The 16,790-nt window shown below is 56.3% G+C and carries 16 protein-coding genes and 6 pseudogenes; 13 read left to right on the top strand and 9 right to left on the bottom strand.

The window, feature by feature from the left end:
• The 5 genes from Q1B15_RS09640 to Q1B15_RS09620 form a co-directional block, all read right to left on the bottom strand.
• Positions 1 to 291: alcohol dehydrogenase catalytic domain-containing protein (locus Q1B15_RS09640; protein ID WP_299753395.1), on the bottom strand; the 291-nt coding region annotated here is incomplete at its 3' end.
• 86 nt (positions 292 to 377) lie between these two features.
• A complete protein-coding gene (locus tag Q1B15_RS09635) occupies positions 378 to 584 on the bottom strand; it encodes a hypothetical protein (RefSeq protein WP_299753393.1) in 207 nt (68 codons plus the stop codon).
• Positions 581 to 808: a thioredoxin family protein gene (locus Q1B15_RS09630; RefSeq protein WP_299753391.1), complete on the bottom strand. Its 228-nt coding sequence runs from the start codon at positions 806 to 808 to the stop codon at positions 581 to 583. The genes Q1B15_RS09635 and Q1B15_RS09630 overlap by 4 nt, the downstream gene beginning before the upstream one ends.
• 13 nt (positions 809 to 821) lie before the next feature.
• Positions 822 to 1,820, bottom strand: coding sequence for a permease (locus tag Q1B15_RS09625; protein WP_299753388.1), 999 nt, complete (start codon positions 1,818 to 1,820; stop codon positions 822 to 824).
• Complete coding sequence (locus Q1B15_RS09620) at positions 1,817 to 2,092, bottom strand: metalloregulator ArsR/SmtB family transcription factor (protein ID WP_299753386.1); 276 nt, start codon at positions 2,090 to 2,092, stop codon at positions 1,817 to 1,819. Before Q1B15_RS09620 ends, Q1B15_RS09625 begins: the two co-directional genes overlap by 4 nt.
• Before the next feature lie 191 nt (positions 2,093 to 2,283).
• On the opposite strand from Q1B15_RS09620, the pseudogene Q1B15_RS09615 reads away from it, so the two are divergent.
• The 8 genes and pseudogenes from Q1B15_RS09615 to Q1B15_RS09585 form a co-directional block, all read left to right on the top strand.
• A pseudogene (locus tag Q1B15_RS09615) lies at positions 2,284 to 2,658 on the top strand (IS6 family transposase); the annotation flags it as partial.
• Between the two features lie 111 nt (positions 2,659 to 2,769).
• The gene (locus Q1B15_RS09610) at positions 2,770 to 3,024 is read left to right on the top strand and encodes an addiction module antitoxin (protein WP_299753384.1); all 255 of its coding nucleotides are present in this window, start codon (positions 2,770 to 2,772) and stop codon (positions 3,022 to 3,024) included.
• A gap of 4 nt (positions 3,025 to 3,028) precedes the next feature.
• Positions 3,029 to 3,346 (top strand): type II toxin-antitoxin system RelE/ParE family toxin, encoded by a 318-nt coding sequence (locus tag Q1B15_RS09605; protein WP_299753382.1) that lies wholly within the window; start codon positions 3,029 to 3,031, stop codon positions 3,344 to 3,346.
• A gap of 143 nt (positions 3,347 to 3,489) precedes the next feature.
• Positions 3,490 to 3,609: pseudogene (locus Q1B15_RS23435) on the top strand (SDR family NAD(P)-dependent oxidoreductase); the annotation flags it as partial.
• 71 nt (positions 3,610 to 3,680) lie between these two features.
• Positions 3,681 to 4,230, top strand: a pseudogene (locus Q1B15_RS23430) (SDR family oxidoreductase).
• A 229-nt stretch (positions 4,231 to 4,459) separates the two neighbouring features.
• Positions 4,460 to 5,176, top strand: a complete 717-nt coding sequence (locus Q1B15_RS09595; protein ID WP_299753380.1) for an ABC transporter ATP-binding protein — start codon at positions 4,460 to 4,462, stop codon at positions 5,174 to 5,176.
• On the top strand, positions 5,170 to 7,536 hold the full coding sequence (locus Q1B15_RS09590; RefSeq protein ID WP_299753378.1) for an ABC transporter permease: 2,367 nt from the start codon (positions 5,170 to 5,172) through the stop codon (positions 7,534 to 7,536). The genes Q1B15_RS09595 and Q1B15_RS09590 overlap by 7 nt, the downstream gene beginning before the upstream one ends.
• A gap of 3 nt (positions 7,537 to 7,539) precedes the next feature.
• Positions 7,540 to 8,724, top strand: coding sequence for an efflux RND transporter periplasmic adaptor subunit (locus tag Q1B15_RS09585; protein ID WP_299753376.1), 1,185 nt, complete (start codon positions 7,540 to 7,542; stop codon positions 8,722 to 8,724).
• Positions 8,725 to 8,853: 129 nt separating this feature from the next.
• Here the strand turns inward: Q1B15_RS09585 and Q1B15_RS09580 are convergent, their stop codons facing one another.
• A complete protein-coding gene (locus Q1B15_RS09580; RefSeq protein WP_299753374.1) occupies positions 8,854 to 11,286 on the bottom strand; it encodes an ATP-binding protein in 2,433 nt (810 codons plus the stop codon).
• A 284-nt stretch (positions 11,287 to 11,570) separates the two neighbouring features.
• A complete protein-coding gene (locus Q1B15_RS09575; RefSeq protein WP_299753372.1) occupies positions 11,571 to 12,080 on the bottom strand; it encodes an EF-hand domain-containing protein in 510 nt (169 codons plus the stop codon).
• Between the two features lie 448 nt (positions 12,081 to 12,528).
• Between Q1B15_RS09575 and Q1B15_RS09570 the strand changes: the two genes are divergently transcribed.
• A complete protein-coding gene (locus tag Q1B15_RS09570; RefSeq protein ID WP_299753370.1) occupies positions 12,529 to 12,888 on the top strand; it encodes a hypothetical protein in 360 nt (119 codons plus the stop codon).
• A gap of 140 nt (positions 12,889 to 13,028) precedes the next feature.
• On the opposite strand, the gene Q1B15_RS09565 is transcribed toward Q1B15_RS09570, so the two are convergent.
• Positions 13,029 to 14,105, bottom strand: a complete 1,077-nt coding sequence (locus Q1B15_RS09565; protein WP_299753368.1) for a DUF2652 domain-containing protein — start codon at positions 14,103 to 14,105, stop codon at positions 13,029 to 13,031.
• Positions 14,106 to 14,353: 248 nt separating this feature from the next.
• Between Q1B15_RS09565 and Q1B15_RS09560 the strand changes: the two are divergent.
• From Q1B15_RS09560 to Q1B15_RS09545, 4 genes and pseudogenes are all read left to right on the top strand, one after another.
• Positions 14,354 to 14,761: pseudogene (locus Q1B15_RS09560) on the top strand (DDE-type integrase/transposase/recombinase); the annotation flags it as partial.
• A 55-nt stretch (positions 14,762 to 14,816) separates the two neighbouring features.
• Positions 14,817 to 15,508 (top strand): annotated as a pseudogene (locus Q1B15_RS09555) (IS6 family transposase).
• A gap of 327 nt (positions 15,509 to 15,835) precedes the next feature.
• Complete coding sequence (locus Q1B15_RS09550; RefSeq protein WP_299753366.1) at positions 15,836 to 16,075, top strand: hypothetical protein; 240 nt, start codon at positions 15,836 to 15,838, stop codon at positions 16,073 to 16,075.
• On the top strand, positions 16,072 to 16,491 hold the full coding sequence (locus tag Q1B15_RS09545; protein ID WP_299753364.1) for a type II toxin-antitoxin system VapC family toxin: 420 nt from the start codon (positions 16,072 to 16,074) through the stop codon (positions 16,489 to 16,491). The genes Q1B15_RS09550 and Q1B15_RS09545 overlap by 4 nt, the downstream gene beginning before the upstream one ends.
• 115 nt (positions 16,492 to 16,606) lie before the next feature.
• Here the strand turns inward: Q1B15_RS09545 and Q1B15_RS09540 are convergent.
• A pseudogene (locus tag Q1B15_RS09540) lies at positions 16,607 to 16,790 on the bottom strand (integrase core domain-containing protein); the annotation flags it as partial.

Genomic DNA, 16,790 nt, shown 5'->3' with positions numbered 1-16,790 from the left:
CACAAGGTCGCCCATGACCCGGTCACCAAGCGAAAAACCCGTCTCATCCGACCCAAGCTTGTCGATGACGCCGACGATGTCTGATCCCAGGACTTGGCGCTTCGGCTTCATCAAACCACCCACGAGCCGCGCATACAGTGGCGAGCCGATCAGATATTCCCAGTCGGAGAGGTTAACAGCACAGGCCAGAACCCTGACCCGGATCTGTGACCTAACCGGTTCCGGAACCGGGATATCGGCAAGTCGAAGGTGTTCCGGCCCTCCATACCTGTCCTGAACAATGGCTTTCATTGCTTCTCCTCGACATCCGGCACGCCCGGTCGAAAATGCCCACAAGACCAGAGTGGGCCGGTTCATGCGCGTTCAATTGCTCTCCATTACCAATAGAAGTCTTCCGTATCACGAACAGACGCAGTGTGTGCAGCCAACACCTTCTTCCCGTCGGTGATGCGCGCCCAATTGGGCGAAATGTACAGAAACGTGACATTGGCGCAGAATTTCAGGATGTTGCGATGCAAGAAATCAAATCGCCGGTCGCTTTCTTGGCTGTCGATCCGGTAGGCGACAACCCGGCATTCGGTCATAGCAGCTTTTCGATTTCCTGAACGGTCAGCACCTTGCCGCCCGAGACCAACTTTTCATCGATCACCAGTCCCGGCGTCGACATCAGGCCATAGGCCGCAATCTGCACGATGTCCGTGACCTTGACGATCTCGGCCGCCTTGCCTGCTGCTGCTGCCGCAGCCTTCGCGTTTTCGCCAAGCGCCACACATTTCTTGCAGCCCGAACCGAGGATTTTGATGATCATGGGGGTGTTCCTTTCAGATGAACCAGTGGGTGACGGCGTTGAACAGCACGCCGATGCCAAGAATGCCTCCGGTAACGACCGCAAGAAAAAGCATCAGAAGCGGTGTCTTGACCACGCGCTTGAGCATGATGATCGACGGCAACGACAAGGCTGTGACCGCCATCATAAAGGCTAGAACTGTCCCAAGGCCGACGCCCTTTGCGACCAGCGCCTCTGCGATGGGCAGTGTTCCGAAGATGTCGGCGTACATAGGAATGCCGATGAGCGTCGCCAATGGCACCGACCACCAGTTTTCCTGCCCCAGCAACGCCGTGATGATGTCGGCCGGGACCCAGTTGTGGATGGCAGCGCCAATCGCGACCCCGATCAGCACATAGGGCCAGACCCGATGCACGATTTCGACCACCTGATCGCGTGCAAAGGCTAGCCGTTCGATCCGCGTCATGGTCTGGTCATTGTCCTGCACGGGAACGCTGCGCACGAACTCGGCCACCTGATCCTCCATTCCTGCGCGGCCGATCAGCGTGCCGCCAACCACGGCCACCACCAGCCCCACCGCGACATAGGCCAGCGCGATTGGCCAGTTGAAGATCGATGCCAGCAGGATCACCGAGGCGAGATCCACCAGCGGCGATGAAATCAGGAAAGAAAAGGTGATCGCCAAAGGCAGGCCAGCGGCTGTGAAGCCGATGAAGATCGGGATCGACGAACAGGAACAGAACGGCGTTATGGTTCCCAGGAGGGCGGCGAGCGTGTTCGCCCAGATCCCCGAGCGTCCTCCCAGGATGCGGCGGGTGCGTTCGGGGGGGAAGAAACTCTGGACATAGGAAATGGCAAAGATCAGCACCGAGAGCAGTATGAAGATCTTGATCACGTCATAGACGAAGAACTGCACCGACCCGCCAAGGCGCGAAGTCGGATCAAGCCCTGCCGCCGAAACTCCGGCCGTCACAAGGTCGGACAGCCATTGCATCCGCAGCAGTTGATCATTGAGCCAGCCAAAGATGTTCATGTCGCGATCTCCTCGGACAACGCCGCGTCTATCAGCACGCGGATGTTCTCGGGGAGGTCGGGATTGAGGCGATTGGGTACCCATTGCGCGTCGCGCCGATCAACAACCAGAGCAGCCTGCTTCAGAACCTGCATATGCCACGACATCCGGCTCTGCGAGGCGTCCAGCCTGCTCATCAGATCGCAAACACAATGTTCGCAACCGTCATGTAGCATCCGAATTGCCGCAAGGCGTGTGGGCTCGGCAAGCGCGGCAAGGACGGCAAGAATCATGGGACCTCCAGTTCATGCGCATCTGCGCATAGGCAGGAGGGCCTGCCGTTGATCTGGATCAGTAGGGCTGCGTGGTTCCTTTACCTGGCGAGTTGAAGTTTTAATCAAACACCCGCCCCGGTTGCTCTACCCACGGCACTGCCGGAAGAAAACTGGTTGAGGCGGGCAGGGCGGACACCTAGCTTCGCCGGATGACAAAACGCTCCCCTTTTCGCTACTTTAAGACGTCCCCGGAAATCATCCGCCTGGCGGTGATGATGTATGTCCGGTACCCTCTGTCGCTCCAGAATGTCGAAGATTTGCTGCACGAGCGCGGCATTTAGATCAGCCATGGGACGGTGCGGTTCTGGTGGAACCTGTTCGGCACGCTGTTTGGCGCGGAGATCCGAGGAGAACGGGTTCAGCAACCTCGTGCTCATTCGAACTGGCAATGGCATTTGGACGAAGTGTTCGTAAAGATTAACGGTGAAACCCACTATCTTTGGCGGGCCGTAGATCACGAAGGTGAAGTGCTTGAAATCTATGTCACCAAGCGCCGGGATCGCAAGGCCGCGTTGAAATTCCTCAGCCGCCTATCCGGCGGGGAACGATGATCGGCAGGAGTAGGGTGCAGCTCGCTCTTGTTCTGTGTGCGTTTTTGGTTATATTGAATACAGGCGAGATGAGAGGTGCCGGCCATGTCCCGAACGACCACGATGACCGTCCGCCTTGGTGGGGCACTGAGTGACTTCGTGTCGGCCAACGTAGGCGATGACGGGTCCTATGAGAACGTAAGCGAGTACATCCGTGACCTGATCCGGCGTGACAAAGAGAGGGCGGAGCAGGAAGCCTTCAACCGGCTGAAGGGCGAGCTGACCCATGCCTTCGCGGCCCCGGAGGAGTCGTATCAGGCGCTGACGGCAGCCGAGGTGATCGCACGGAACCGGGCCTGACTCCGTGGCCGCCATTCGTGTTCAAGAAGGAGCGTCCCATCGCCTCGACGACATCTACCGCTACACCCGTGACAGGTGGGCAGATGATCAGGCCGAGAAATACATCACCGGCCTGTTCGCGGCCTTCGACCAGATCGCAGCTCACGGTGTCGCATCAAAGCCCATCCCGGCCGAGTTCGGCGTCGAGGGGTTCTTCTTCCGGTACGAGCGCCATTTCGTTTACTGGCGTCATCTATCGAATGGCGACATCGGGATCGTGACCATCCTGCATGAGCGCATGCATCAGATTGACCGCTTCCGGGATGACTTCGGGCTCGGCTGATTTTCCAATGAGCGTCAGGTTTGCGCAGGGTTTCGCGTGGGTCCCTCGGGGTCCGACACTGGCACGAGAGAGAGTTGGGTGCGTGAGTCATTCCCTCCGCAAAGAGAGATGCCATCGAACTGGTCAAAGGTTTGACAGCAATCGTGATAGGGGCGGCCGCGGGCATTGGCCGTACGACTGCCTTAACCCTTGCCGCTGAAGGCGCGCAGGTTGTCGTTTCAGATATAGAGAGCAAAGGGGGCGCAGAAACCGTTGCGCTGATTAAAAAAAGGGGGGTGGCGAGGCGATTTTCGTCGCTGCAGACGTTTCCAAACACGCTGATATTTCCGCGCTCATGCAAGCCGCCATCAAGGCTTATGGGAAAATTGATTATGCCGTCAACAACGCGGGTATTGAGGGAAAGTTGGGCCGTTCGCGGAACAATCCAGCGACAATTTTGACAAGATTGTTTCAGTCAATTTGAAAGGCACGTTCCTTTGCATGCAAACCGAGATTGACAACATGCTAAAAACAGGCGGCGGCACCATCGTCAATTTGGCGTCCATTGCCTCTCTGATCGGTTTCCCGGTTTTTCGTCCTATGTGGCCACTAAATATGGCGCCGTCGGCCTTACGAAAAATGCTGCCCTTGAATACGCAAAATCGGGTATCCGGGTGAACGCCGTGTGTCCCGGCGGCATTGATACGCGGATGCTGGATTCGCTGGCTGACCAGTCAACGCAAGGTACCCAGATTTCGGCCCAGATGATGGCCCCACTGCATCCGATGGGGCGCATTGGCACGCCTCAAGAGGTGGCAGAACTGATTGTCTGGCTCTGCTCGCCGCGCGCGTCCTTTGTCACCGGGGCAATTATCCCGGTCGATGGTGGATATGTGGCCCAATAGGCATAGGCGCAATGCTTTTACGGAAAGTATGCGCGCGCATTGTTCAATGCTTGTCGGTGTGGCGATTTACCAATGATTGAAAGGCCCGACTGGCGCAGATCTTGGCAGCTATGCCTTTAGGGGAAGTTTTTTGGAGTATGGGGTTTTGATACTTGCACGGAATTGACCTGCATCATTCCCCCGGCGTCTGTTTCCCATAACCTTCCACCCTCTGGGGGATCTGGGCATCATGACGCAAAGAGTGGAAACTGTGTTTCGAACGAAGGGTCTGACCAAGGTCTATCGTACTGGTGCGTTCGAAGTTCATGCCTTGCGCGGGGTAGATTTCGAAGCTGCAAGCGGCGAATTTCTAGTCATCCTTGGCCCTTCTGGGTCAGGCAAGTCTACCTTTTTGAACATCGTCGGAGGTCTTGATACGGCGACGGCGGGCGAGGCGTGGTTCAAGGGTAATGAGTTAACGGCGCTTGATGCGCACGGCCTTACGCAGTTTCGGCGTAAGCATGTGGGCTTTGTATTCCAGTTCTATAATTTGGTGCCCAGCCTGACCGCGCGCGAGAACGTGCAACTGGTCACTGAAATCGCCCGCAATCCGATGTCGGCCGATGACGCATTGGCCTTGGTCGGTCTGTCCGAACGGCGGGACCATTTTCCGGCGCAGTTGTCAGGGGGCGAACAACAGCGCGTCGCCATCGCCCGCGCCATTGCCAAGAATCCGGCAGTTCTGTTGTGCGACGAACCGACCGGGGCGCTTGATTCCGCAACTGGCGTGCAGGTGCTAGAGGCGCTGACGCAGGTCAACAAAGCTGTGGGGGCAACCACTTTGGTCATCACCCACAACGCCGCCACCCAAGCCATCGCTGACCGTGTTTTACGCTTTGCTGATGGGCAAATTGTTGAAGAGACGGTCAATAGTACAAAGAAAAAGCCCTCGGAGATATCATGGTGATATCGCCCCTGCGCCGCAAAATGCTACGGGATCTGGTTCGCCTTTGGGCGCAGGTTTTGGCTATTGCGTTGGTGTTGGCCGCGGGCGTAGCCACGATGATTTTGGGGAACGGCGCCTTTTCATCGCTGTCCGAAACGCGGACACGCTATTATGAGGCCAACCGCTTTGCCGATGTGTTCGCCAATGTGACCCGCGCGCCGCAAGCCCTGATGGGAGAGATCGAAGCCATCGACGGCGTGCTGGTAGCCGAGGCGCGGATCGTGAAACTGGGGCTGCTCGACATGCCTGGCATGGTTGAACCCGGCTCGGTAATGCTGGTTTCGCTGCCAAAGGTTGCGGGCGCGGGCCTGAACCGGTTGCACCTTAGGCAAGGCAGGATTCCGGGTCCGCAATCGACAAGCGAGGTGGTCGTGTCAGAGGGGTTTGCGGAGGTACACCGGCTGCGCGTTGGCGACCCGTTGACCATCTTGGTGAACGGGCAGCGCCGGACACTTATCATCACAGGTATCGCGCTGTCGCCTGAATTCATCTATGCGCTTGGACCGGGCCAAATGATGCCGGACCCGCTGCGCTTTGGCATTGCCTGGCTGCCACGTGCAAGCCTTGAGGCCGCATTTGACCTTAAAGGCGCATTTTCAAACGTGGTGCTGAAGCTGGCGCCCGGCGCTTCGGAAGACCGGGTGATTGAGGCGCTTGATCGCCTGACGGCCCGCTATGGCGGTGTTGGGGCCACTGGCCGCGCGGATCAGGTTTCGCATGCCTTTCTAGATGCTGAACTGAAACAACTCAGCGCTATGGTAAAGGTCTTGCCGCCCATCTTTTTGCTGGTTGCCGCGATGCTGGTCAACATGACGTTGTCGCGTTTGGTCACGCTAGAGCGGGAACAGATCGGGCTTTTGAAAGCCATCGGTTACTCCTCGCGTGCGATTGGAGTTCACTATGTGGAATTCGTCGTGGTGATCGCTGCCCTTGGCATCGCGGTCGGCTTTGTCGCGGGGGCTTGGTTGGGCGCAGGTCTGGCGCAACTCTATGCCCAAGTCTTTTCCTTTCCCTTTCTTGTTTTCACGCGCGATCCGCAAATCTATGGGCTTGCGGCCATCGTGACGGCTATCTCGGCAGTGGCAGGCGCACTTTATGCCGTGCGTTCGGTTGTGGCCTTGCCGCCAGCTGTGGCCATGGCCCCCCCCGCACCGCCCGCGTACCGCAATCGGGCATGGTCCTTGTGGCATCTGTTGGCCTTGCGTCAGACCGGGGTCATGATTGCCCGGCATCTTTTTCGATGGCCCTTTCGCACGTTCTCAAGCACCTTTGGTGTTGCTATGTCGGTCGCGCTTCTTGTGGCATCCCTGTGGTCCTTTGGTTCAATCAATCACATGATTGATGTTACTTTTTTCCGATCCGAGCGTCACGACGCCTTGGTGGTTTTCGGCGCGCCAGAACCATATCGCGCCCTCTATGCCGCGCGCCACATGCCGGGCGTGCTGGTGGCCGAACCGTTCAGATCGGCCACGGCCAGGATCAGCCACCTTAACCGCTCAAAGCGGTTGTCAATCATGGGCAAGCCCGAAAACCCACACCTGTCCCGCGTGCTCGACCCATCCTTGCGCCCGATGGCAATGCCCGAGGTGGGGCTGATTATATCCGAAGCATTGGCCAACGCATTGGACGTGCGACGCGGTGAGCGCGTGACCGTCGAAGTGCTAGAAGGTGCCCGGCCCATCATCAGCCTGCCAGTTAGCGGCATCTCGCTGGGGTATGTCGGTTTGGGGGCAGCAATGGAAATGACGGCGCTTAACCGGATCATGGGCGAAGACGCGTTGATATCAGGCGTGAACCTGCAAATTGATGAAGCCGCACGCGGAGCCTTTTACGCCGCTGCAAAAACCACACCCAAGACGGAATTCCTGACTGTCACCGCACTTACAATCGCACGTTTCAAAGAGACGCTGGCCGAAAACATCACTGTTATGATCACCGTCTACGTCATTCTTGCAGCGATCATTGCCATCGGAGTTGTCTACAACTTTGCCCGCATTTCCCTTTCGGAACAGGGGCGGGAATTGGCCAGCCTACGGGTGCTCGGCTTCACCCGCGCGGAAGTGGCGCGGGTCTTGTTGGGCGAGCTTGCGATTGTCGTTTTACTGGCTCAGCCCCTTGGCTGGGTTATAGGGTATGGCATCGGAGCGGCCATGGTCGCCGCTTTTTCTTCTGATCTCTACCGCGTGCCCTTTGTGGTTGGGTACGATGTTTACGCGACGGCCAGTCTGGTCGTCTGTGCTGCCGCTCTGGTCTCGGCCTTGGCCGTTTGGGGGCGGATCAACAACCTCGACATGATCGAGGTACTAAAGACAAGGGAATGACACATGCGCCGTCTTATCATCTTGCTTGCCACCGTCTCGGTACTGGGCCTTATCATCTGGGCTTTTATGCCGCGCCCCGTGGTGGTCGAGGTGGCTGCGGTTGCGCCGCAGACCATCGAGGTTTCGGTTGAAGAGGAAGGCGAGGCACGTATCCGCGAGGTTTACACCCTGTCAGCAACCATTGCGGGCAAGCTTAGCCGGATAAGCCTGCATGCGGGCGACCCTGTCGTTGCGCAAGAAACCGTCGTTGCATCAATCGGCCCTGCGGCACCGGCCTTTCTGGATTCCCGGTCACGGGCGGTCGCCGAGGCGACTATGGCGGCGGCCAAATCTGCGGTTGATCTAGCGCGCGCGCAGGTGGTGCAGGCAGAAGCAACCCTGGAATTCATGACGTCCGAGGCAAACCGCGCAAGTGCACTTTTCGAAAAACTGGCTATTTCGGAACGTGCACTGTCCAATGCCGTGCTTGAACAAAAAACGGCGCAAGCCACGTTGGACAGTGCGCGCGCCAATTTGGCCGTTCGAGAGCGCCAGAAAGACAGCGCTGAGGCGGCTTTGTTGAATGGTGATGCAAATGGCGCCGAGGCTTGCTGCCTAAGCTTGATTGCGCCGGTTTCGGGTCGGGTGTTGCGGGTATTGACCGAGGACGAACAGGTTGTCCAAGTCGGCACGCCGATCCTTGAAATTGGCAACCCCGGCAATCTTGAGGTCGTCGTCGATCTTTTGTCGCGCGATTCGGTGCGCGTGCAACCTGGTGCCAAAGCTGAAATCACGGGTTGGGGCGGACCGCCGATTGCAGCGCAGGTGGAACGGGTCGAGCCTGTTGCTACACCAAAGATTTCGGCGCTTGGGATTGATGAGCGGCGGGTCGAGATTTTCCTGACCCTGACGGGCGACCCAAACGAATGGCAGCTGCTTGGCCACGGGTTTCGTGTTATCGCCCGCATCGCGCTTTGGCGTGAAGAGGGCGTGTTGGCAATTCCCGTGGGCGCGCTGTTTCGCGATGGATCGAACTGGGCAACCTATGTGGTGCGCGATGGACGGGCGCAGCTGGAAACCATTACCTTGGGTGAGCGTAACGAAAGTTATGCGCAGGTGCTTGCCGGGTTGGAAGCTGGGGATCAGGTAATCCTTCACCCAAGCGACCTTATATCAGAAAGAATTAGGGTGGAACTATTGGCGCGCTAGGCCTTCTGCGCGATTTGGGCCGCCATGCCGACTTTACGCGGGGTGCGCAATCGGCCGGTATTGAGCTTGCGAAAGATCGACCGCTGTTGAAAGCCATCGCTATTCCAAAGCGAACGCCAGTCGGTAATGTCAATCGTTTGGATTGTACAGAATGCTGTCGGATGGTCCCCTATACATCGCGCGCGCCTCGGCAAAGCCGAGCAGCCGCACTTCGATATTCGCATTGATCGTGCCATCCTCGAAATCGCCGTGCGGGGCGCGCTCGCCGGCGGGCAGGCCTGTAAGTTGTGCCACAGCTTCATCGACATGTGACACCGCATGAATCTGAAATTTTGATTTTGCCACAGCGTCAACGACATCGGGGCGAAGCATCAGGTTTACGACGTTTTGTTTCGGGATTATCACGCCTTGCCGACCCGTTAGACCCTGAGCCACACAGACGTCGAAAAATCCTTCGATTTTTTCACTGATGCCACCGATTGGCTGCACCTCACCCATTTGATTGACCGATCCGGTGACGGCAAAAGACTGTGAAATCGGAACGTCGGAAAGCGCCGACATCAAGGTGCAGAGTTCGGCGAGGGATGCGCTGTCACCCTCTACCCCGCCATAGGTTTGTTCAAAGACCAGACTGGCCCAAAGCGAGAACGGGACATCAATGGCGTAACGCGTTGCCAGATAGCTGGACAGGATAAGGACGGCCTTGGAATGAAGAGGGCCGCCAAGTTTGGCCTCTCGTTCAATATCAATGATGTTTCCCGCACCCATTCGGACGCGGGCGGTGATGCGAACCGGCGCCCCAATTCGCAGATCGCCGATCTCGACCAAGGATAGCCCGTTGACCTGCCCCACAATGCTGCCCGCCGTCGAGATCATTATCCCACCACGAGCGATCATTTCCTGCAAGCGCTCTCGCGGGCCGCCTGTTCGTCGGTCAGCCGCAGCTATGGCGGCCGCGATATGCGTGGCGTTGACCGTCCTTGCCTTGCTTTGGGCTGCAATGTGGTCTGCCTCGCGCAGGATGTCCCAGATCCGGTTCAAGCGCAGCGATATCTTTTCTTGATCTTCGGCGGCGCGTGTCGCCGCGTCGGCCAGTGCTGCGACACCATCGCGCGTCACAGCACGCATGCCTTCCTTTTCCACGATGGTGGCAACCATTCGGGCAAATAGCGTGATGGTTTCCAGGCTGCGGCGCGTATCTTCGCCAAACTCTGCCGCGACGCGAAAGAATTCTTCGAAATCCGGATCGAGCTCTGAAAGCAGCATATGAAGCATCCGGTCACCGATCAGAATGACGCGCACATCAAGTGGGATGGGCTGCGGTTCCAGCGTCATTGTCGCTGTAAGGCCCAACCGTTCAGCATCAGCAATAACGTGGACGGATGTGGTTTCCAAACAGCGTTTCAACCCTTCCCAAGCATGAGGCTCATTCAAGATACGACGGGCATCAAGCACCAGAAAACCGCCATTCGCGCGGTGCAACGCACCCGGTTTAATCTGGGTAAAATCAGTGACCAAGGCGCCCTGAATAGACAGATAATCGATCCGTCCGGTCAGGTTTGACAAAGTGGGTAGCGTTTCAACAACGACCGGGGCACCACGTTCCGATTTCGTATGCGAGGCGATCACATTGACCCGATAGCGATTGAATCTAGGGTCATCCCGCAAGGCTGCGATACCCGGCGGAAAGGGATTTTCTGCCCGGCTGCGTTCCAGTGACAAGAACAAATCAGCCTTGTCGATCAGATCGGCCCGGAGCGCTTCAAAATAAGGTTCCAGCGCGGGCACCTTGGCAAAGGCTTTGGTAATTTTCGACATTGCCGAATTGACCGCGATCCCGGCCATCCGCGCGTTCAGCTCTGCAATCGCTTCGCTTTCTGCGCGGCCAAGTTCGGGAAGAGACAGCAAAAAATCCTCAAGGTCGTCCCGGGTTGCGGTCACGTTCGCATCGAGTTGCTGTCGCGCCGCCACTGGCAGGCCTGCCATGACATCTGGTTTAACCACTTCACCAGCTTGCATGGCCGCCAGCGAATAGCCCATCGGGGTCTTAATAATGGCAACTTCGCGGGCTTGCGCCGCATTGCGCAAATCGTCAAGCGCGGCTTCATGGCGGGCGGCAAAATCCTGATCCAATGCCGTGCGCCGGTTCTGGTAATCCTCTGACACCAGAAGTGCAGGAATGTGCGTAACCAGATCCTCTGCCAGCCGCGACATGGCGGCGCGCAGTTTAACCCCATGCCCCAGCGGCAGAGATACCGCCAATGGCCGGTCAGGATCTGAAAAGTTTTGCAGATACACCCAGTCAGAGGGAACTGGCCTTTGTGCCGCCACTTCTTCGAGCAACCGCAGAACGGTTGAATGTCGCCCACTGCCTTCGGCCCCATAGACGTATAGATTGAAGCGCCGATGCCGCATTTGGGCTGAAAGGCGGATCGCCTCGACTGCCCGCTCTTGCCCTAACGGGCCAATCAGAGGTTCAAGCGAAGCTGTGGTTCTAAATGTCAGCGTCTTAGGATCAACGATGGCGCGCAGCAACTTGATGCTGATCGAGGTGTCGGCCATTAATATCTCCATTATCTTTCTGAAAGCTGCATCTTTTTGAGGCCTCTCGCCGACGACCAAAGTCGCGCAGGATAAGCCACACTGGCAATCCAATTTGGATGTTAGTGTATCGCTGCCTTTCGGTCCATCGGGACAATCAATTCGACCATTTAGGGTTACTGAAAGCATTTTTCGGCGGTGTGAGCGAACGGTGCCGCGCGCCGCGTTGGCCACCACAAGACAAGCCCGCAACACTGTATGATCGCAGCGTTGCGGGGAAAGATTGTTTTAGCCGGGTCACTGGCTCAGAATGGATTTTGTTGCGCGTGGAATTCCCATACGGTGACTTTTCCATCCTTGTCGGCATCGGCGGCTTCATAGCTTGCCTGCGCCTTGGCCATGAACTCTGCCAATATCACGTCGCCGTTGTCATCTGCATCCATCACCTTGAACCGTCCGGCGCGGTTGACATAAAGCCGCTCAACATTTCTGCGGCCCATCGGCGTGACCGAAGGCGCGCTGTCCATATACTCATCTTCACTGATCTGGCCGTCACCATCAGCGTCGAATTGGGCAAACCCGGTGCTGGCATGTCTCGAGGCCTCTGCTGCGCTGACCATCCCATCGCCATCCGTGTCGACCGGGCGCGCCATCATGCCCACGCCGCCACCATAAGGCCCGTAACCATATGGCATCATTTGCATCATATCGTCATTTTCAGAGTCACCTCCCGCCAGAGCGGCCGACCCGGTTGTCAATGCGGCGATGACCGTTGTTGCGGCCATCAGGCCGCGCATCGAAATGTAATTCGACATTTTAGTCTCAATGTTTGTATCGGGGGAGAGGTGCCGATTGACCAGGGTGAGCCGACACCAAAAGGGGTCAGTTTTTACCAGCGCCGCCCGCGTTGCCCGAATCCGGGGCGCAGTCTATGTCCTGAACTTTGGTTTGATCTTTGTCCTGGTCCTGAATAGCGCAATCTTGCAGACGATCACGGTCCCTCAAAAGGGCGGTGCAAGCATCCGAGGTCACACCATCGCAATCTTTAAGCTGATCTCTAATTCGTCCGTCCTGAATAAAGGTTTCAGGCTGTTCCTCTGACGATCTGAAAGGGTTGGTCGGCTTCCATTTTGAGATGGTTGATCTGACGGAGCCAGATGAACAGCCAGATCAATCGACACAAAACCTTCCTCAGGTGCCTGAGGAGGTCTTGTCCGACAAAACCAGCTTGAGGCGGACTGATCGGTTTCGTAGCGTAGTTGGATGACAAAACACTCCCCATTTCGCTACTTCAAAACAAGCCCTGATATCATCCGCCTGGCGGTGATGATGGACGTTCGCTTTCGCCTTTCACTTCGAAATGTTGAGGACCTATTACATGAACGCGGGATCGAAATCAGCCATGAGACTGTTCGGTTTTGGTGGAATCGCTTTGGGCCGTTTCGACGACGAGAACGGGCGATGTTGCGCTTTCGCCGAATGCGGAGTTTGCAGAAGCTCGTCTCCATTCACGCCTCCGTTTGCAATCATTTCAACCAGGAACGTCACCTTTACTCACGCGACAACTTCAAGCTCAACCGCAGCGCCGCACTGGCTGAGTGGCGTCAGTTGGGCGTGGCATAAGGGGCAGCCTCGCTTTCCTAACGGAGACTGGTTCGCATTTGTCTGACAGCACCACAAATCGAGCTGCCTTTTTGGTAGCATACCGGCGATTACCACGCGCCCGATGCGCGAACGCACCGGTTGTCGCCCTGTGGACCAGCCTAATTTGCCGCCTTTAGCTGCACTTCCATCTCATCAAACGATGCGGGCCAGAATTCCGATAGGAAGGCCACAGAATTCTCTTCTGACTCCTCATAACGGTTCCCATCAGCGTCCTCAGCCCGGCCCATGGTGTATCGAACCTCTGTGCCGTTGTTTGTCTGGGTCAGATGATAGGTCTCAGGAAGGCTGACGCCGGGGCGTGCCGGGTCCAGAATCCGTGTTGAGAAATAGATGAACGGTTCCCAGTCGGTGACCGTATAGATGAAATCCGCAAGTGCATGTGCACAATGATAGGTCGACCCATTGCCAACGCGACCCATCAGGTTTTCGGCTGTGACCGTCTTGATATTGTCCATCCAACGCTGCTTGTGCTCGGGGGCAACAAGCGCTTCCCAGACCACCGCGGCGGGCGCGTCAAAATGGCGCCGAAATGTCCATACTCCGTCGTCCTCTTCCATAAAGTGGCGCTCGCGCTCGTGGCGGAACGTTTGCCACGCCTTAGCCAGATCGTAGACTTTCATCGAGACTTCGCCGAAATGCTCGAATTCCTGCGAGAACGGTTCCAGCGCTTTGTGAATGTTCATGGCTTGCGCCGCGGCGTCACTGAACAGGGCATAGCTGTGGATGCCTGTCTTCTCTTTCACATCGGTTTTGGTCATGCGATGGACCAAAATGACGTCTGGCCCCGAAATATCCAAATTCGGTCCCAGCTTCATTTCCTCGAAACGGCCATAATGGGCGATGATCTTAAGATCGAGGTCGCCCGTATTGGCGCAGGCATTACAGGTGCAGGTCGTATTGGCGATGATATCTTGCTGGCGCTGCGCAAACGAATTGTAGAGGTTTTCGCAGATGGCCAGAAAAGTTTCGCCGGAAGGGAACTGCTGTCGGGTCGAATAGGCCAGCACAGCGTCGCCTTCCATTTTCCAGAAATGTAGCGGGTCGCCAATTTGTTCAATAAGCGCTTCCAGCAGGGAATGCAGGATCGCGTTAGCATGATCCATTTCCGAGGATGTCAGAAATTTTGTGTATCCGGTGATGTCTGCGATCAGAAGATAGCCGGTGTGAGTTGTCATAACGCCACCTTTGTTTGCGAGCAGTATCCGAAGACTACGGCGTGATCGCTCCTTTAAGAACCATTATTATCCAATTGAAGCCAGCTGGCGAAGGGGCGAATTCCCAGCGCACCTTCGCAACACCTGGGCGTCTTTCTTGGCTTTGTGGTCATGAGCCACATGTAAATCACCCGATCCCATCCCTAACTCGGCAGCCAAGCACCGCTCTCGTGCCAGAAGCAGCGCCGTTAGTTGGGGAGCGTCGGACGCTTACGATCGACGGCGGGCGGCACTACCTGTGGCGTGCCGTTAAAAATGAAGGCGAGGTTCTGGAAAGTTTGGTCAGGAAGGCGCGGAATCGTAAGGCGGCATTGAAATTTCTAAAGAAAACAACGCGCCGCCGCGGATCCCCGAAAACCTTGCTGACGGACAAACTTCGATCATATGGCGCTGCGATGAAAGTCGTCGGTAACGCTGACCGGCAGGAAACCGGCCGCTCGCTCAAAATTCGGGCTGAGAATTCACACCCGCTGCCTGACAGTGGGTTGCTTGCAAACCATGAAAAGAGGCCATTCCGACGAAGAGAGCGGGCCATGCTTCGATTTAGGCGACTGCGCACCTTGCAGAAATACGTCGCCGTTCATTCCTCCGTTCACAACCATTTCAACCAGGAGCGCAGCGGTATTGTCACGTTAACTCGTCGGTCGGCCCGCCGACGGGTAATTTCCTCGAATGAACAAAATATCCTCCGCACACCATCGATTTCCGCAATCAATAATCCAGAGGGAGGTCTGGCTCTACTTTCGCTTCCCGTTGAGCTTTCGAGATAGTGAGAAGTGCTGGCCGAACGCGGGATCGATTTTAGTTATGAAACGACCCGCCGATGGGTCTTGAAATTCGGCCCGGTGATTGCCGCCAACGTCAAATCCCGCAGGGATCGACCTTCGGGAACCTGGCATCTTGATGAAGTGTTTGTCCGAATTGGTCGCAGACGGACATATCTGTAGCGAGCCGTTGCCGACGAAGGTGAGGTTCTTGAAGCCCTCGCTCAATTTCGCCGAAACAAACGCGCGCACCTTAGAGGTATGAGGAAACTACTTAAAAAGCAGGGTTACATTCCGAATCAATTCGTCACCGGCAAACCAAGGTCTTTTTCCGCCGCCCTGCGTGATTTGGGGCTGGCGCACATCCACGTCACAGGTGGCAGATTAAACAATAGATTTGAATTTTAACATCAACCAACGCGTCGGCGCGAGCGCCAAATGGCTCGGTTCAAATCACCCGGATCAATGCAGCGTTTTCTGCTCACACACGACGCCATCCACAACCATTTCAATTTGCGGCGTCATCTGATCTCGCGACGAACACTCCAACAAACGCGTGCCTTAGAGCTCGCTGAGTGGCGTGAGATTGTCGCTGCTTAATCTTGGATTTCTAGAACTAATCAGGTCTGCGAGTATTAATGTGACAATCCCACCGGGCATTTTCCAAGTCGAACAAGGGTGAAAAGAACGAAGCGATGCACAAGCTGTTCAACGATCCAGAGCATCAAAAAATGTGCGGCGTGACAGCCGAACAGAAAGCACGAATCGAGGCTTGGGTGCCCGACTGCTTCTAACTGATCCTCGTGTTGAGGTGGACTTGGCCCCCGCTTGCGCGGGGCTTCTTTTTGCTATCGCATGGCGATATGCGCATGCATTATGCCAGCATCATTATTATGCTGATAGCATCATTCGAGAGGATATTTACCGATGAGCCAAATGACCGTGCGCAACATACCCGATAACGACTATGAAGCCTTGAAACGTGTCGCCGCACGGAACAAACGCAGCGCGGAGGCCGAGGTTCGCCTAGCTATTGCACAGCTTGTTCGGATTGAGACCGGTACAGGGTTTGGAACCATATTGAATGCCAAATATGGCGGGGTGATTGATGATGGTTTTCAGTTTGACCGTGACAAGACGGCGAGTAATCCGATGGCGTTCGAATGATTATTCTGGACACAAATGTCATTTCTGAACCGCTCAAGAAAAACCCTGATCCAAAGGTGATCCAGTGGCTTGACGAACAAGACCCAAACGAACTGCACCTTACCGCCGTAACACTGGCGGAAATGGAATATGGCTTGTGGGCTTTGCCTTCGGGCAAGCGACGGGCTGACCTTCACAACGCTATCACAGAGATACGTGAGACTGATTTTCGCGGCCGTATTCTGGATTTTGATACCAAGGCCTCGATTTTTTACGGTGGTCACATGGCGACCGCAAGAAGTGCTGGCAAAGCGGTTGGTGAACTGGCCGGTATGATTGCAGCAATCGCACTTGCAAACGACCGTTGCCGCGTGGCCACGAGAGACATAGAGCCCTTTCGAGCAATGCAAGTTGAAGTGATCAACCCTTGGGATTGAACGATGCCGGACTGAAGTGGTCCTGCTTTTTAAGACAGTTTTGCTGCTTGCCTAAGATGCATCATTTTGGTGTTCATGCCGCGTTGCGTATTTCTGCTTGCTCGAAGTATTCCGCGTCTGGGGTGCGTTTGTCGAGCGCGGTGTGAGGGCGCTCGGAGTTGTAAAAGCCGATCCAGTCGTCGATGATCCGTTTGGCTTGGAAGCCGTTGGTAATCTCGTGCAAATAGACGGCCTCCTGCTTCAGGGAGCGCCAGAGCCGTTCGATGAAGATATTGTCTAGATACCGGCCGCGCCCATCC

The organism is uncultured Boseongicola sp., assembly GCF_937988555.1.
In the GTDB taxonomy this organism is placed as follows: domain Bacteria; phylum Pseudomonadota; class Alphaproteobacteria; order Rhodobacterales; family Rhodobacteraceae; genus Boseongicola.
Note: the sequence above shows the minus strand (reverse complement) of the source record. Positions and strands in the feature narration are given on the sequence as shown.

Bases quoted from the DNA above. Each gene is read 5' to 3' on its own strand.
- Q1B15_RS09635 (WP_299753393.1), bottom strand. From the start codon at position 584: ATGACCGAATGCCGGGTTGTCGCCTACCGGATCGACAGCCAAGAAAGC.
- Q1B15_RS09630 (WP_299753391.1), bottom strand. From the start codon at position 808: ATGATCATCAAAATCCTCGGTTCGGGCTGCAAGAAATGTGTGGCGCTT.
- Q1B15_RS09625 (WP_299753388.1), bottom strand. From the start codon at position 1,820: ATGAACATCTTTGGCTGGCTCAATGATCAACTGCTGCGGATGCAATGG.
- Q1B15_RS09620 (WP_299753386.1), bottom strand. From the start codon at position 2,092: ATGATTCTTGCCGTCCTTGCCGCGCTTGCCGAGCCCACACGCCTTGCG.
- Q1B15_RS09610 (WP_299753384.1), top strand. From the start codon at position 2,770: ATGTCCCGAACGACCACGATGACCGTCCGCCTTGGTGGGGCACTGAGT.
- Q1B15_RS09595 (WP_299753380.1), top strand. From the start codon at position 4,460: ATGACGCAAAGAGTGGAAACTGTGTTTCGAACGAAGGGTCTGACCAAG.
- Q1B15_RS09590 (WP_299753378.1), top strand. From the start codon at position 5,170: ATGGTGATATCGCCCCTGCGCCGCAAAATGCTACGGGATCTGGTTCGC.
- Q1B15_RS09585 (WP_299753376.1), top strand. From the start codon at position 7,540: ATGCGCCGTCTTATCATCTTGCTTGCCACCGTCTCGGTACTGGGCCTT.
- Q1B15_RS09580 (WP_299753374.1), bottom strand. From the start codon at position 11,286: ATGGCCGACACCTCGATCAGCATCAAGTTGCTGCGCGCCATCGTTGAT.
- Q1B15_RS09575 (WP_299753372.1), bottom strand. From the start codon at position 12,080: ATGTCGAATTACATTTCGATGCGCGGCCTGATGGCCGCAACAACGGTC.
- Q1B15_RS09570 (WP_299753370.1), top strand. From the start codon at position 12,529: ATGACAAAACACTCCCCATTTCGCTACTTCAAAACAAGCCCTGATATC.
- Q1B15_RS09565 (WP_299753368.1), bottom strand. From the start codon at position 14,105: ATGACAACTCACACCGGCTATCTTCTGATCGCAGACATCACCGGATAC.
- Q1B15_RS09550 (WP_299753366.1), top strand. From the start codon at position 15,836: ATGAGCCAAATGACCGTGCGCAACATACCCGATAACGACTATGAAGCC.
- Q1B15_RS09545 (WP_299753364.1), top strand. From the start codon at position 16,072: ATGATTATTCTGGACACAAATGTCATTTCTGAACCGCTCAAGAAAAAC.